We start from the raw sequence: 15,557 nt of genomic DNA on the forward strand, positions 1-15,557 counted from the left end.
TTTATTGCCTGTATATTTTATGTTGGGCAATATTTCGGTTTCTTCGCATCTTCCGATAAAATAATCAGTAATTTAGAATTTTGGAGTTGTAATGCAATATCGTTGCCCTAAGTGTCAAAGCCCGAAAATCATGCCGGTGGCCCAGCCAGGTCAAGCAGCTCCACGTCCGGTGGTTCCTAAAAGCCTGATGTTTCTGGTGCCCGCCCTATTCCTATTATTATTGCTGGTGATCATCAGTATCGCGATGTGGATCTTTGGTGATGGTGCAGGTACAACTTTACAGACTGCAACCGTCATCGTCTTTATTCTTTCTTTGATTGCAGGCTTTATGTTCTATAAAGACTTGCCTGATTTTAAAATTTCCATGCAAGCCTTCATGCAGACCCAAAAGAAATGGAAATGTCGTGAATGTAATCACGAGTGGGAAATCTAAGTCATTACCCACCGCCCTATAAGCACAAAAACCAGCCCGAAGGCTGGTTTTTTATTTTAAAATCAGGGATTAAACACCAATTTTACGGTATTTTTGACGCTTCGCAACCAGATCATCACCATCGCGCTTACGGCGATATTCTTCAAACTCAGCATAGTTACCGGTGAAGAATTCAGGTGTTTCGCCTTCAAATGACAAAATGTGCGTTGCAATACGGTCCAGGAACCAACGGTCATGCGAGATCACCATCACAGTACCCGGGAACACCAGAATGGCATCCTCAAGCGCACGTAAGGTTTCGATATCCAGGTCGTTTGACGGTTCATCGAGCAAGATTACGTTTGCGCCCATTTGCAGGATTTTCGCCAGTTGTAAACGGTTACGCTCCCCACCTGACAATTGACCTACACGTTTTTGCTGATCCTGGCCTTTAAAGTTAAAGCGACCGATATATGCACGAGATGCAATTTCGTATTCGCCAATCTTCAAGATGTCTAAACCGCCAGAAACTTCTTCCCAAACGGTTTTATTGTTATCTAAGGTGTCACGGATCTGACCGACATAAGCCACTTTAACCGATTCACCCAGCGTTACCGTACCGGTATCTGGTTGCTGTTCGCCAGTCATCATACGGAATAGCGTGGTTTTACCTGCACCGTTCTCACCGACGATACCCACGATCGCAGCAGGCGGTACAACGAATGATAAATCTTTATACAGGGTACGATCACCAAACGATTTACTGATGCCTTCAACTTCTACAACCTTGTTGCCCAGACGTGGGCCAGGTGGAATGTAGATTTCAGAAGTTTCGTTACGTTGCTGGAATTCGCGCGAGTTAAGCTCTTCAAAACGCTCCATACGCGCTTTGTTTTTCTTTTGCTGACCTTTGGCATTAGAACGAACCCATTCAAGTTCTTTTTTCAATGCTTTAGCAAAAGATTCTTCCTGCTTGTTCTCTTGCTCTAAACGGGCATTTTTCTGCTCAAGCCAAGAAGAGTAGTTACCTTGATACGGAATGCCCATACCACGGTCAAGCTCCAGAATCCATTCAGCAACGTTATCCAAGAAGTAACGGTCATGCGTAATAGCGACGATGGTACCCGGGAAGTCTTTCAAGAAACGTTCCAACCAAGATACAGATGAAGCATCTAAATGGTTCGTTGGTTCGTCTAGAAGTAACATATCTGGTTTAGACAGAAGTAATCGGCACAGCGCCACACGACGACGTTCACCACCTGAAAGCAGTTTAACATCCGCATCCCAAGCTGGAAGGTTCAGTGCAGCAGCTGCCTGATCCATCTGATTGGCAAGGTTATGTGCATCCCATGCATGGATAATGGCTTCGAGCTTTTCCTGCTCTTTTGCAAGTGCATCAAAGTCAGCATCTTCTGCTGCATATTCTGCAAATACTTCGTCAAGACGTGCCAAAGCATCCAGCGGTTCACGCAGACCATCTTCAACGTTGCCACGCACGTCTTTAGTTTCATCTAAAGGCGGCTCTTGCTCGAGATAACCGATTTTAGTACCTGGTTGTGCACGTGCTTCACCAGAGAAATCTTTATCTACGCCCGCCATAATACGAAGCAAGGTCGATTTACCTGCACCGTTTAGACCAAGCACACCAATTTTTGCGCCCGGGAAAAATGATAAGGAGATATCTTTCAGGATTTCGCGTTTCGGCGGCACCATCTTAGACACTCGGTTCATCGTATAAATATATTGGGCCACGTAGGACTCCTCAACTGAAAAACCAAATGGGGTTAAAACAACCACCCCAGCTCAAAAAAGAGCGAAAAAATAATCGGCTATTATACGCAGAAAGCTGCGAAAACATAAGCCATTGCCATGAACTTCAATGCATTGTTACAAGTTTATTTATGGTGATTTTTCAAACAGCTGATTTAAGTCAAATAAGTGCGTCGAATCCCAATTTATATATGATTATTTCATCTATCTATTTCAGTAAAATTGCACTTTTACTTATATATGAAAATGTTACACTCAAGTCATAAACTTAAACACAAGAAGATCAGTCATAATGAGTTATAAAGCAGAAACCCTTGCGATTCATGCAGGTTATAGCCCTGAAGCCACCACCAAAGCAGTAGCAGTGCCAATTTACCAAACTACGTCTTATGCCTTTGACAATACTCAACATGGGGCCGATTTGTTCGATTTAAAGGTACAGGGCAATATCTATACCCGGATCATGAACCCGACCACGGCGGTGTTAGAGCAACGTATCGCCGCACTTGAAGGCGGGATTGGTGCGCTTGCTTTAGCGTCTGGTATGGCTGCAATTACCTATGCGATTCAGACCATTGCTGAAGCCGGTGACAATATTGCATCCGTATCTACGCTTTATGGCGGCACCTATAATCTGTTCGCACATACCCTGCCCAAACAAGGTATTGAAGTCCGTTTCTTTGATTATGAAAAACCGGAAAGTCTGCATGACCTGATTGATGAAAAAACCAAACTGGTTTTTGTGGAATCAATTGGTAACCCACTGGGTAATATTATTGATCTGGAAGAAATCTCTAAAATTGCGCACGAATATGGCGTGCCGGTCATTGTCGACAATACTGTTGCCACCCCAGTACTTCAAAAATCTTTCGATTTCGGTGCAGATATTATCGTGCATTCCCTGACCAAATATATCGGCGGTCATGGCAATTCGATTGGTGGCATCATTGTCGATAGCGGTAAATTCCCGTGGGGTAAATATCCTGAACGCTTTCCCGCGCTGAATACCCCCGATCCAAGTTATCATGGCGTAAACTATGTCGAAGTTCTCGGTGAAGCGGCTTATATCGCTCGAGCGCGTGTGGTGCCACTACGCAATACTGGGGCCGCGATCAGCCCGCAGAATGTGTTTCTGATCCTGCAAGGTTTGGAAACTTTAAGTCTGCGTATGGAGCGTCATACTGAAAATGCGCTTAAAATTGCGGAATATTTACAGCAGCATCCTAAAGTAAAATGGGTCAATTACGCTGGTCTGAAAGATCATCCACAACATGCCTTGGCACAAAAATATGTGAAAGGTAAACCATCTGCGATTCTAACCTTTGGCGTAGAGCATGGTCTTGAAGGCGGCACACGTTTTATTGATGCGCTGCAACTGTTTACCCGTCTGGTCAATATCGGCGATGCCAAAAGTCTCGCTTGTCATCCGGCGACCACCACACATCGCCAACTCAATGCCGAGGAGTTAAAATCAGCAGGTGTCAGTGAAGATATGGTGCGACTCTCGATTGGGATTGAACATATTGATGACTTGATCGCGGATCTGGAACAGGCACTAGCGACCGTTTAAAGGCGTGTTTCATCTGACTCAAAACTCCACCCTTTCTGGTGGAGTTTTTTTATTTATATTCTAAAACAGCCACTTGCTTTGCTTTTTATTTTCATGGTAAAAGTTAAATGAAATAGCGAACACAAATAGAGCAATTACTCTAATTTTTATTTTAATTTCAATAGTTTAATTTATAGATTTTCCTGAAGAATTGGTTATCATATCTGTACTCACCTTCGCTCTCATCTCCTGTTAGAGCGCCATACACCTTTAATAAAAATAATTTGAACGCTGACTTCAAATTAGGGATAACAAATGTGAAAACTAGACTACACAAACAACTGGAAAAATCTGTTGCAGGTAAAACCGTCCTGATCACCGGCGCATCCAGCGGTATTGGGTTAACGACGGCACATCAACTGGCCGATGCAGGTGCGCATGTTTTACTGGTGGCCCGTACTCAAGAAACCCTAGAACAAGTAAAAGCAGACATTGAAGCCAAAGGCGGCAAAGCCTCAATCTTTCCATGCGATTTAAACAATATGGAGGCGATTGATGAGGTCTCCAAACAGATCATTGCCTCAGTCGATCATATTGATATTCTGATCAATAATGCGGGTCGTTCGATTCGTCGCGCCGTGCATGAATCGGTCGACCGCTTCCATGATTTTGAACGAACCATGCAGCTGAACTATTTCGGCGCCGTGCGTCTGGTCATGAATATCCTGCCGCAAATGATGATTCGTCGCGCGGGTCATATCATTAACATCAGTTCGATTGGCGTACTGGCCAATGCCACCCGTTTTTCGGCCTATGTTGCTTCAAAAGCTGCGCTGGATGCTTTTAGTCGCTGCCTGTCTGCAGAAGTACATTCGCATAAAATCGCCATCACCTCGATCTATATGCCTTTGGTACGCACTCCGATGATTGCACCAACCAAAATTTATAAATACGTCCCGACACTTTCTCCGGAACAGGCAGCTGACCTGATTGCCTATGCCATCGTGAAACGTCCGAAGAAAGTTGCGACCGGTTTGGGTCGTCTGGCCTCGATTACTTATTCGATTGCTCCGGATATCAACAATGTTCTGATGTCGATTGGTTATAACCTGTTCCCAAGTTCAAGTGCCTCTGTGGGTCAACCACAAAAATTAAATTTGGTGCAAAAAGCATATGCACGGCTGTTCCCGGGCGAACACTGGTAATTTTTACTGGGATAATTTCCTAAAAATACGAGCCGCCGACCGGGCGGCTTTTTTGATGTCTCAGTTTTAAATCTCTAGGTGAAAGCAAGCTCATCTGGATCACACACGACATAGCCTGTCTTTATCGACACAGATTTTTGCCGCAAATGCTGCGAGATCACGTACACTATCTGCGGATATTTCCTATCCGTATTTTTATATTTTGATTGAAATGATGGAAACCCTTATGAACAACGCGCAATGGCTCGATGAAGTAAAATTTAACGAACAAGGATTAGTCCCTGCCATTGCCCAGCATCATCAAACTGGTCGTGTCTTGATGGTGGCCTGGATGAACCGTGAAGCGCTAGCACTAACGGCTGAGAAAAACCAAGCCGTGTATTTCTCCCGTTCACGCAGCAAGTTATGGCATAAGGGCGAAGAATCAGGACATTTTCAAACCGTACATGAAATCCGTCTGGACTGTGATGCCGATGTAATTGTGCTGCAAATTGAACAGCATGGCGGCATCGCTTGTCATACTGGTCGTGAATCATGTTTCTATCGTAAACTCACGCCAAATGGCTGGGAAATTGTCGATGCACAGCTGAAACACCCGTCTGCAATTTATGGTGAAAAATCCACAAATCCGCATACGCTGGCGATGGAAGCGTCAAGCGCCCAGTCTGAACAGGTCGAAGTCTTGTCCTATCTGGGCCAGATGATGGCAGAACGCAAACAGGCCGATCCGGATTCCTCTTATGTGGCCAAGCTCTATCACAAAGGCCTGAACAAGATTTTAGAAAAAGTCGGTGAAGAAAGCTTTGAAACTGTGCTGGCTGCCAAAGATTTCAACGCTCAGGTCTCTGAAGACAATAAAAATGATCTGATCTATGAAGTTGCTGATCTGTGGTTCCATACCATTGTGATGCTGGGTTATTTCGATATCGAACCGCAACTGGTCTTGAATGAGCTGGCACGTCGTCAGGGCTTATCCGGTCTGGTTGAAAAAGCCAGCCGTCAGCATTAAATGATGAATATGCCTGTGTCTGATCTGCAAAAACCCAAGGCCACTTATGAGCAGGCCACTGCCATCGATAATGCCCGTCTGGGTAATTCCTTTAAAGTGATTGCCTATGCCGGCACAGGTAAAACCACCACACTACAAATGATCAGTGATGCCATGCCTGAACGGCGTGGCATGTATCTGGCTTTCAACAAAGCCATTGCCAGTGAAGCGCAAGCCAAATTTCATCGTGGCGTGGATTGCCGCACTTTTCACTCGCTGGCATTTCGCAGTGTTCCACGTGGAATCACCGACAAGCTGCGTCTGCCCCGTTTAAGCCCAAGCTTTATTGCCAAAGAATACCGTCTGGAACCGATGACCATGCGCCGTATGATGGGTGGGCGTTATGAAAAATATGTCTTGATGCCTTCGCGTCTGGCGAGTTTAGTCGCCAATGCAGTTGGCTATTTCTGTTCGACCAGTTCGCAATATCCTGCTCCGCGGCATATTCAGGCACCGAGCTGGTTGCATCCAGATGATATTGAGATCCTGCAAAAGAAACTTTATCCGGCCGTAGAACGGCGCTGGCTAGAATCAATCGACCCCAATCATCAGGCCGGGATTGGCCATGATATTTACCTGAAACTCTGGGCGCTGTCTGAACCGAATATTCCGGCCGATTATGTGCTGTTTGATGAAGCGCAGGATGCCGACCCACTCATGCTCGGAATTTTGCTGAAACAGCGGAATACTCAGGTGATTTATGTCGGTGATGCGCATCAGCAGATTTATGCTTGGCGCGGTGCGGTGAATGCCATGCAGCAACTGCCTTTACCCGAATCACGCCTGACCACATCGTTTCGTTTTGGCCCTGAAATCGCGTTAAATGCCAATGCCATTTTAGGTGCACTGAATGAAACCGTGCCTTTGCTTGGCAATCCGTTGTTAGATTCTAAAGTCGTGAATAAACCGCATACCAAAATGCGGGATGCAATTTTATGCCGGACCAATGCCCGGGCCATGGAACTGTTACTTGCCGGACTGGTGCGTGGTGATAAAGTCAGCCTGCAAGCCGATCATGTCAAACTGAATCGTTTTGTCGATGCGGCTGCCATGTTGAAACAGGGCAAACGTGTGGTCGATGTGCCGGAATTGGCTTGGTTTAATTCCTGGCATGATGTGCATGAATACTGTGAAACCAATGAAGGTAGCGATATCAAACCGCTGGTTAAACTGGTCGATGAACATGGCACCGATCCATTGAAAAAAGCCCTGGCCAAAATCACCCCGATTGGACAGGCGGACTATATTATTTCCACTGCACATAAGGCCAAAGGTCTGGAGTGGGAACGGGTGCATATTGAAGATGACTATCAGTTTAAGCTGAATGAAAAAGATCATAAAATTAGTGATGAAGAGCTACGTTTACTTTACGTGGCCTGTACACGTGCTAAAGTAAGCTTAAATATTCATCACATTTATGACCTGATTCAACAACTGAAGATCAAGATGCCGCAGTCGCTTCGTCAAGCCGTCGGTTAAGGTATGGATGTAAAATCATGGTACAGGTGACCTATGCACATCGAAGCGCTTCAACTGAAACACACCCTGCATTTTCCAGAGATTCAGCTTCAGCTTGATCATTCACAATATCCGCTTACCTTAATTTTGGGCAATCAGGGTACTGGCAAAACCACTTTGTTACGCTGTGCTTATCAGGCGCTGACCTGGTTTGCAGCACGTTATCGCGATAGCCGGGCTGCCGGTCTGGTGATGCAAGATCAGGACATCATGCAACACCGGCTGCAATCCAAAATTGATATCCGGGTTGGCTTTCCCGAAGAGGTTTCAGCGCTTACAGAATCCAGCCAGACTGAAGCTACACAGCAACAGAGCTGTTCCTGGCAAGTCTATAAGACTTTAAATAGTCAGGGACTCGGCTTTAGCAAAGCAGAAACCGCGCAACTGGACAGCATGCTTGGGCTTTATCAGAAAGCCCGACTCAATGATCCTCTGCTCGGCTTGCCGCTAATTGCCTATTATCCTACCGACCGCTTTGTCAATGACGTCAATCTGATCAGCAAAAACAATCCGGCTATTTTCCATACAGCGTATGCTTACGACATTGGCGCGATTCCGTTTACGACCTTTGCCCGTTTCTTTGAATGGTTGCGTGAAGTCAGTGATATTGAAAATGCGCAAAGCGCCAAGATCATGGATCAGATTTTAGCGCGTGCCTTGCAGCAACCTGAAGATATTCGGGGAGATGAACTGGCGCGGCAGATTGAAAAAGCGCAAGCACAGCTCCATACCCCGCATTTAACGGCCTTAAAAAATGCCTTGTCGCAGGTATTGCCTGACATCAGCCAGATTGAGTTAAAATACCAGCCCAAGCTGCAACTGATGCTGACCTATCAGGACAAGCGTTTTACTTTTCAGCAGCTTCCCAATAGCATCCGCACCTGGATTGCGCTGGTGGGCGATATTGTACGGCGTCTTTGTCTGCTCAATCCGAACAGTTTATTTCCATGTCAGGAAGGTACAGGAGTGTTGTTGATTGATGCCATTGATCATCAGCTGGATCAGGATCTGGCAGCAGAGATTCTGCCGCGTCTGCATCAGGCATTTCCTAATTTGCAAATTATTGCCACCGGCAACCGACCTGAGTTACTGGAACAGGCACAGGCCTTTCAGTGTTTAAGACTCGAAAATAAACAGTTGCATCCAATTCATCTTGAAAGCATGAAAATCCAGTTTGATCAGATCTATGCCGAAATGGGTCTACATACTGATCCAGACGCAATTCCTGCCGAAGAAGCGCTAATAGAAACCGTCACCGAACCGACTACACCGCTTGCTGTATTACAGCGGATTCAGCAACAGTTGAATCCTGAACAGCAGCAGGAATTGTTACGTTTACTTGCTCAGGATCAGCCGACGCTACCGCAATCGCTCTAAGTAACGTTGAAAAACAGTAATGATCGTTTCAATGAATATCGAGATTTATCCAGACCATTTTAGTGCTGTCTTTTTGCAATTGTAAAACTGCATTTAGTCATATTTACAATCAATGCTTGCAATTTAATCTTAATTTTCGGTCACTTCTGGATGATCTGTTTAAGCATCCACCCCACGCCAAAAGCCTGCTCGCGTATAATTTATAAGTTCGACATAAAAACGTTGATGTTGTTGTTATCCTGTAATATGATCGGTTTTATTTGCGAATTTCATTGTAAAATCGGAATTTGCTATCGTTTATAAGTTGCGCAATACAACTGTTTTTATATTCTTTTTGAATATTCTTTTGGCTTTCAAGATTGAGAAGTTTGGGTTGCTCCTTGTAATCCTGTAGTCCTTGAAAGATGAAGATTCACCCTAGGTTGGTCACAACCTAAATCACGACAATGGATACGAGTGTGCTGCCGATTATTATATTGTTACCGTTAGTATTAGGCACAACCCTTGTCTCGTGGCTGAAGCAATTTTCGCGCGGGGTAACGGCTTTAGGGGCAATTGGTGTCAGCCTCAGCAGTTTCTTATTATTATTGAGTCAGGCGCCTGCCATCTTTGATGGTGCCGTGATCATTCAGACCTGGTCCTGGCTGCCCCAGCTCGGGATCGATTTCAGTTTCCGTCTGGATTCTCTGGCCCTGCTGTTTGCCTTGCTGATCAGTGGTATAGGCACCCTGATCTATATTTATGCCTATTATTATCTCAATCCTAAAAATTCGCTGAGCAAACTTTATTTCTTGCTGATGCTGTTTATGGCAGCCATGCTCGGAATTTCATTGTCGAATAACTTGCTGATCCTGCTGGTTTTCTGGGAACTTACCAGTATTTCATCATTTTTACTGGTGGGCTATTGGAGCAATTACGAAGCCGCACAGCGCGGCTCACGTATGGCCTTGACCATTACCGGCATGGGTGGCTTGGCCATGCTTGGTGGCTTCATCCTGCTGGGTCAAATTACCGGCACTTATCAGATTGATCAAATCCTGACGATGACTGACCAGATTCAGTCACATGCGCTATTTGTTCCCACTTTGTTGCTGATTTTACTCGGTGCCTTTACCAAGAGTGCGCAGTTCCCCTTCCATTTCTGGTTACCCAATGCCATGGCAGCACCGACACCGGTCTCTGCCTATTTACACTCGGCCACCATGGTCAAAGCCGGCCTGTTTCTGGTCGCACGTTTACTCCCGATTTTTGCGGGCGCGGCACTGTTTCATAATATTGTGACCTTTGTCGGTCTGTTTACCCTGTGCATGGCCGCCTTTTTTGCCATTTTTAAGGAAGATCTGAAAGGCTTGTTGGCCTATTCAACCATCAGTCATTTGGGTCTGATCATGTGTCTGCTCGGGATTGGTTCTCCACTGGCAGTCGCAGCGGCAATTTTCCATATTATTAACCATGCCACCTTTAAAGCGGCCCTGTTTATGATTGCCGGTATTATCGATCATGAATCTGGCACCCGTGATTTACGTAAGCTTTCAGGTCTATGGCAACTGCTGCCCTTTACTGCAACGCTGACCATGATCACTGCGGCCTCTATGGCCGGTGTTCCATTGACCAATGGTTTCCTCTCCAAAGAGATGTTCTTTACTGAGCTGGTGGCCAATTTAAGCGGGCCAGTGCTGGTCGGTTCAGCCATTGTGGCGACATTGGCCGGAATTTTTGCAGTCACTTATTCGATTCGTCTGGTGCATGGGGTATTTTTCGACGGCCCACTGGGCAAGCAAGTCCCGAATAAAAATGCGCATGAGCCACCATTTGGCATGCGCGCACCCGCCACTTTACTGGCATTTTTATGTATTTTAGTGGGTCTATTGCCAGCACTTTTGGTCGAAAAAATCGTGAATAGTACCACGCAGGCAACGACTCAAAATTTTGCTTTTGAAGGTACGCATCTGGCCCTCTGGCATGGGTTTAATCTGCCATTATTAATGAGTGTGATTGCTTTGGCCGGTGGTGCAGTATTTTACTTTTCTCTGGCTAAAGGTGGTGCCTTACGTGAAACTGATCTGGATCCAAAACTGGGCCGCTTACAGGGTCGGATCCTGTTTGACCTGTTCCTGAAAAATCTGCTGTTAAATTCACGTCGTTTCCGCCGTGCCACTGAAACTGGCAAATTACAAAGCTATTTATTATGGATTGTGATCTTTACCATCGGTCTGGTTGGTTTCCCATTGCTATCCAATGGTATCGGTAGCGGTACGCGTGAGCTGACCCATGCCCCTGCCCTGGCCATTGTCTTGTGGATGTTGCTGTTCTCTGCCTGCTGGATGCTGCTATGGTTCCATCATGAACGGATTAAAGCGGTACTGATCAGTGGTGCAGTAGGTCTGGTGGTGACCATGGTCTTTATTGGCTTCTCGGCACCTGACCTGGCATTGACCCAAATTACGGTCGATGTAGTAACCACCGTCTTGTTATTAATGAGTTTATCTCTGCTACCGCAGCTAACCCCTTATGAATCCAGTCCAACCCGGCGCTGGCGTGATGCGATCATTGCGCTGGGCGGCGGTCTCGGTATTGCCACCATCGCCTGGCTGATCATGACCCGTGATCATAATTCTATTTCATGGTTCTTCCTGCAGCAGTCAATTCCACTCGGCGGCGGAACCAATGTGGTCAATGTGATTCTGGTCGACTTCCGTGGTTTCGATACCTTCGGCGAAATTACTGTACTCGGGATTGCCGCGATTGGTGTGCTTAGCCTGATGGATGGCATGCGTGCGCATGGCACCACCATGACCCAAGGTTTGACCTATCGATTTAATCCCTCCCCCTTGATGTTACGTATCACGGCATCATGGATTTTACCTGTAGCTCTGGTAGTCAGCCTGTATATCTTTATGCGTGGCCATAACCTGCCGGGCGGTGGATTCATTGCCGGATTAGTCACCTCACTGGCCTTAATTATTCAATATATTGCAGTGGGACAGGATAAAACTGAACAGTTGCTGGGTGCCAAATCTGGTCGTTTGTATGAAATCTGGATTGGCGTGGGTTTAACCATTGCCGGTTTGACCGGGGTTGCAGCCTGGTTCTGGTCACGCCCATTCCTGACCAGCGCACATATCTATGTCTCGCCACCCGTGATTGGAGAAATGCATCTGGCTTCGGCGGCGCTGTTTGATGTCGGTGTCTATGTCACTGTAGTCGGTGCGACCATGCTGATGATTTCTGTCCTGGGCGATTCACGTCACTCCAGTATGACTGGCCCAGTACCAAGAGGATAATAGAATGATGAGTTTAGAATTTTTATTAGCCTCCGCCATTGGTCTACTCGCCGCCACCGGAATCTATCTGATTCTGCGTGCGCGTACTTTTCCGGTGGTGCTGGGCTTGGCCATGATTGGTTATGCGGTCAACCTGTTTTTATTTGCCATGGGGCGGATCCAGATGAATTCGCCTGCCGTATTGACCGAGGCCTCCAGAGTCACCGATCCCCTTCCGCAGGCACTGGTGCTGACCGCCATCGTGATTGGCTTTGCCACCACTGCCTTTATTGTTCAGCTGGCACTGCGTAGCCGTTATGAATCAGGAACAGACCACGTTGATTCAAAAGAAGAAACACCTCAGATTGACCCACGTGAGGATGAGCCTTAATGACTGATCTTCTTCACTTCTGGTCTCAACATACGCCAATTTTCAGTATTCTCTTACCGGCCATTACCGCTTTTAGTCTGGTACTTTTAGGCAATCCGGGTTCTGGCTCCCTGACCACAGACTGGCGTCAGCCTTGGCGTCGTGGTATCAGCCATATCTCGGGTATCTTGGGTCTGATCATTGCGGTCAGTTATTTAATTGACAGCAGTCAGGGTCAAGTCAGTGTATATACACTGGGCGAATGGGCCGCACCTTTTGGGATCGTGCTGGTGCTGGACCAACTCTCTGCCATGATGCTGGTGTTGACCTATGCCCTGGCAGTACCGGTGGTCTGGTATGCCAGTAAAGAATGGGATACCCGTGGCCGTTATTTCCATACCATGGTGCATTTCCTGCTGATGGGCCTGACCGGCGCCTTCCTGACCGGTGACTTATTCAACCTGTTCGTATTCTTTGAAATCTTGTTGATGGCATCCTATGTGCTGCTATTACATGGACAGGGCAAGGCGCGTTTCCAGCTGGGAATTCATTACGTCACCATTAACCTGCTGGCTTCTGCACTGTTCCTGATTGGACTCGGCATGATTTATGGCAGTGTCGGCAGTCTGAACATGGCCGATGTGGCGCGCTTAATGCCTACCTTGGCAGCAGATCAGCATAAACTGGCCGTTGCCGGTGGACTCATGCTATTCGTGGTCTTCGGGATTAAGGCGGCAATGCTGCCGGTGGGCTTCTGGTTACCCAAAACCTATGCCGTAGCCACCACCCCTGTTGCCGCACTCTTTACCATCATGACCAAAGTCGGGATCTATGCGATTTTGCGAATCAATGGAACTGTTTTTGATGATGAATACAGCCATCAGATTCTGATGAACTGTCTACTGGTGATCGGTCTGATTACTTCGGTCTATGGTGTCATTTGTGCGATTGGTACAGAACGCCTGCGCCGTTTTGTCGGCTTTATGGTGCTGTCTTCAGTCGGTACGATTCTGGTGGCCATTGGCATGAATACGACGGCAGCCTGGGCCGGCGCCCTATACTATATGGTACACAGTACCCTGATTGCTGCGGCATTTTATATCCTGTCTGGCTGGATTACCTCACAGCGCGGTGAGTTCAAAGATCATTTTAAAATCGCACCGCTGATGAAACAGAACAAGCTGGTTTCGATTGTCTATTTCATCATTGCCTTGATGATGGCCGGTCTGCCACCGTTCAGCGGCTTCTTTGGCAAAGTCTTTATTTTGCAGGCTTCTGCCAATTCAGAGCATCAGATGATCATTATCCTGACCATTCTGCTGGTGAGTTTCCTCAGTATTCTGGCTTTTACTCGAGTCGGCTTTATGCTGTTCTGGCGCTCGACCAAACCTGAAGATGATTTGAATTCTGACGATTTCCACAAATATGAAGCTTTACCCAGTAAGGCACCTGCACGTAATGATCACACGATCTATTTGCTACTTGCCGGCTTAACAGCTTATGTTGTATTTGCTGGACCGATCTATCAATATAACTATCAGACGGCAGAACAGATTAAAAACAATCCGGTCTATGAAGCTGCCCTGTTAAAACGTGATGCAGAAGGTCAATTTATTAGTGTGCAACCCTTTGATCCAAGTTATTTGCCAGAAACCAAATATGGTGGCGAGGTGGTGGATCCAAATGCACATCTGATTCCTTATATGATTTCAGAAGCCACTTTGGAAGGTGAAAATATTTCTGAATTCAAACAACGTCAGATTGACCAGCAGCATATTGAACAAACCCAACATGATGATAATCAACTTAAACCGGCGGAGGGACCTTAATGGCTGAATCATTCCTGCAACGTTGGTTCCCGCACCCGTTGGTTTCTGTAATCGTGGGACTCAGCTGGACTTTACTGTCACATAGCACAGAAGCCGGAACCTTGCTGGTGGCCCTGCTTCTGGCGATTGTCATTCCCAAAATGGTCGCGCCGTTTATTGACTATACCCCGAATATCCAGTGGCGGCCTGCGCTGCGTCTGTTCTTTGTCGTGGTCTGGGACATTGTGGTGGCCAATCTTAAAGTTGCAAAACTGGTCTTGGGTCCGACCAAAAACCTACATCCCAAATGGTTCCGTGTGCCTCTGGAAACCGAGCATGAAGAAGTCAACACCTTACTGGCCATGATTATTACCACCACACCGGGCACAGTCACTGCCGGTATTGATCAGGATCGTGGTGATATTCTGGTGCATGCTTTAAGCACGGATGATGAAGCAGCTGAAATCGAGCTGATCAAACAACGTTATGAACAGCCCTTGCTTAAAATTTTCAGCGTACAGACAGGAGAAAAAATATGACGATTCTGCCTTATGCATTAATGATTTGCCTGGGTGCAGTCACTGTCTCGATGTTACTCTGCCTGATCCGACTCATTACCGGCCCTTCTATCGTTGATCGCCTCCTGGCACTCGATACCCTGTTCCTGAATGCCACCTGTCTGATTGTCATTTTGGGAATTTACTGGAGTAGCACTTTTCTGTTTGAAGAGGCCTTACTGGTGGCGATGCTCGGCTTTGTCTCTACAGCAGCTTTGGCGCGTTATTTCACCACTGGCCATGTCATCGACTAGGAGTTTTTAAATGCCGTTAATTTTAGAAATACTAGTTTCGATTTTTTTATTGATTGGTGCTTTCTTCATGCTGGTCGGTGGGATTGGGATGGTACGCCTGCCCGATCTGTTTATGCGGCTGCATGCACCAACCAAATCCAGTACCTTGGGCTTGGGCAGTTTTCTGATTGCCGCGATTATTTTCTCGGCCATGTACGGCCGTTTCGGTTTTGCTGAAGTGCTGATTACCCTGTTTGCCTTTATCACTGCGCCAGTATCGGCCAATCTGATGGCGCAGGCAGCATTGCATTTACGTTTACGCTCGCTAAGTGGTGAGGTTCCAGAAACACTGGAGCGTCCCCTGCCTTGGCAACGTTCACGTCGCCGTGCTTTTTATGAGAAAAAAATGAATCATAAAAATGATGATCTCACTTGATTTGGACTATT

At 46.6% G+C, this 15,557-nt stretch carries 13 protein-coding genes; 12 read left to right on the forward strand and 1 reads right to left on the reverse strand.

Going from position 1 to position 15,557, the window contains the following annotated elements:
* The first annotated feature begins 91 nt into the window (after positions 1–91).
* Positions 92–433 carry a membrane protein gene (locus FTU44_RS06765; protein ID WP_004281123.1) on the forward strand — a complete coding sequence of 114 codons (342 nt, stop codon included), beginning with the start codon at positions 92–94 and terminating at the stop codon, positions 431–433.
* Between the two features lie 69 nt (positions 434–502).
* Here FTU44_RS06765 and ettA read toward each other — a convergent pair whose 3' ends face one another.
* Entirely contained in the window at positions 503–2,164 is a 1,662-nt protein-coding gene (ettA, locus tag FTU44_RS06770) for an energy-dependent translational throttle protein EttA (RefSeq protein WP_180049934.1), read from the reverse strand.
* 310 nt (positions 2,165–2,474) lie between these two features.
* Here ettA and FTU44_RS06775 point away from each other — a divergent pair, with 310 nt between their 5' ends.
* The 11 genes from FTU44_RS06775 (at position 2,475) to FTU44_RS06825 (ending at position 15,546) form a co-directional block, all read left to right on the forward strand.
* Positions 2,475–3,752: an O-acetylhomoserine aminocarboxypropyltransferase/cysteine synthase family protein gene (locus FTU44_RS06775; protein WP_180049935.1), complete on the forward strand. Its 1,278-nt coding sequence runs from the start codon at positions 2,475–2,477 to the stop codon at positions 3,750–3,752.
* A 296-nt stretch (positions 3,753–4,048) separates the two neighbouring features.
* Entirely contained in the window at positions 4,049–4,936 is an 888-nt protein-coding gene (locus FTU44_RS06780; RefSeq protein WP_044108999.1) for an SDR family NAD(P)-dependent oxidoreductase, read from the forward strand.
* A 226-nt stretch (positions 4,937–5,162) separates the two neighbouring features.
* The gene (gene hisIE, locus FTU44_RS06785; RefSeq protein WP_159138540.1) at positions 5,163–5,945 is read left to right on the forward strand and encodes a bifunctional phosphoribosyl-AMP cyclohydrolase/phosphoribosyl-ATP diphosphatase HisIE; all 783 of its coding nucleotides are present in this window, start codon (positions 5,163–5,165) and stop codon (positions 5,943–5,945) included.
* A gap of 15 nt (positions 5,946–5,960) precedes the next feature.
* Positions 5,961–7,463 (forward strand): UvrD-helicase domain-containing protein, encoded by a 1,503-nt coding sequence (locus FTU44_RS06790; RefSeq protein WP_034608364.1) that lies wholly within the window; start codon positions 5,961–5,963, stop codon positions 7,461–7,463.
* Positions 7,464–7,496: 33 nt separating this feature from the next.
* Entirely contained in the window at positions 7,497–8,879 is a 1,383-nt protein-coding gene (locus FTU44_RS06795) for an AAA family ATPase (protein WP_005168931.1), read from the forward strand.
* 446 nt (positions 8,880–9,325) lie between these two features.
* Entirely contained in the window at positions 9,326–12,163 is a 2,838-nt protein-coding gene (locus FTU44_RS06800) for a monovalent cation/H+ antiporter subunit A (RefSeq protein WP_180049936.1), read from the forward strand.
* Positions 12,164–12,167: 4 nt separating this feature from the next.
* The gene (locus FTU44_RS06805) at positions 12,168–12,533 is read left to right on the forward strand and encodes a Na+/H+ antiporter subunit C (protein WP_005168933.1); all 366 of its coding nucleotides are present in this window, start codon (positions 12,168–12,170) and stop codon (positions 12,531–12,533) included.
* Positions 12,533–14,341: a monovalent cation/H+ antiporter subunit D gene (locus FTU44_RS06810; RefSeq protein ID WP_159138538.1), complete on the forward strand. Its 1,809-nt coding sequence runs from the start codon at positions 12,533–12,535 to the stop codon at positions 14,339–14,341. The genes FTU44_RS06805 and FTU44_RS06810 overlap by 1 nt, the downstream gene beginning before the upstream one ends.
* Positions 14,341–14,859, forward strand: a complete 519-nt coding sequence (locus FTU44_RS06815; protein WP_179999316.1) for a Na+/H+ antiporter subunit E — start codon at positions 14,341–14,343, stop codon at positions 14,857–14,859. The genes FTU44_RS06810 and FTU44_RS06815 overlap by 1 nt, the downstream gene beginning before the upstream one ends.
* Positions 14,856–15,131, forward strand: coding sequence for a monovalent cation/H+ antiporter subunit F (locus FTU44_RS06820; RefSeq protein ID WP_005094376.1), 276 nt, complete (start codon positions 14,856–14,858; stop codon positions 15,129–15,131). The genes FTU44_RS06815 and FTU44_RS06820 overlap by 4 nt, the downstream gene beginning before the upstream one ends.
* Before the next feature lie 10 nt (positions 15,132–15,141).
* Complete coding sequence (locus FTU44_RS06825; protein ID WP_005094378.1) at positions 15,142–15,546, forward strand: Na+/H+ antiporter subunit G; 405 nt, start codon at positions 15,142–15,144, stop codon at positions 15,544–15,546.
* The last annotated feature ends 11 nt before the right edge of the window (positions 15,547–15,557 follow it).

It is taken from the genome of Acinetobacter sp. YH12105 (genome assembly GCF_013419095.1).
In the GTDB taxonomy this organism is placed as follows: Bacteria; Pseudomonadota; Gammaproteobacteria; order Pseudomonadales; family Moraxellaceae; genus Acinetobacter; species Acinetobacter pseudolwoffii.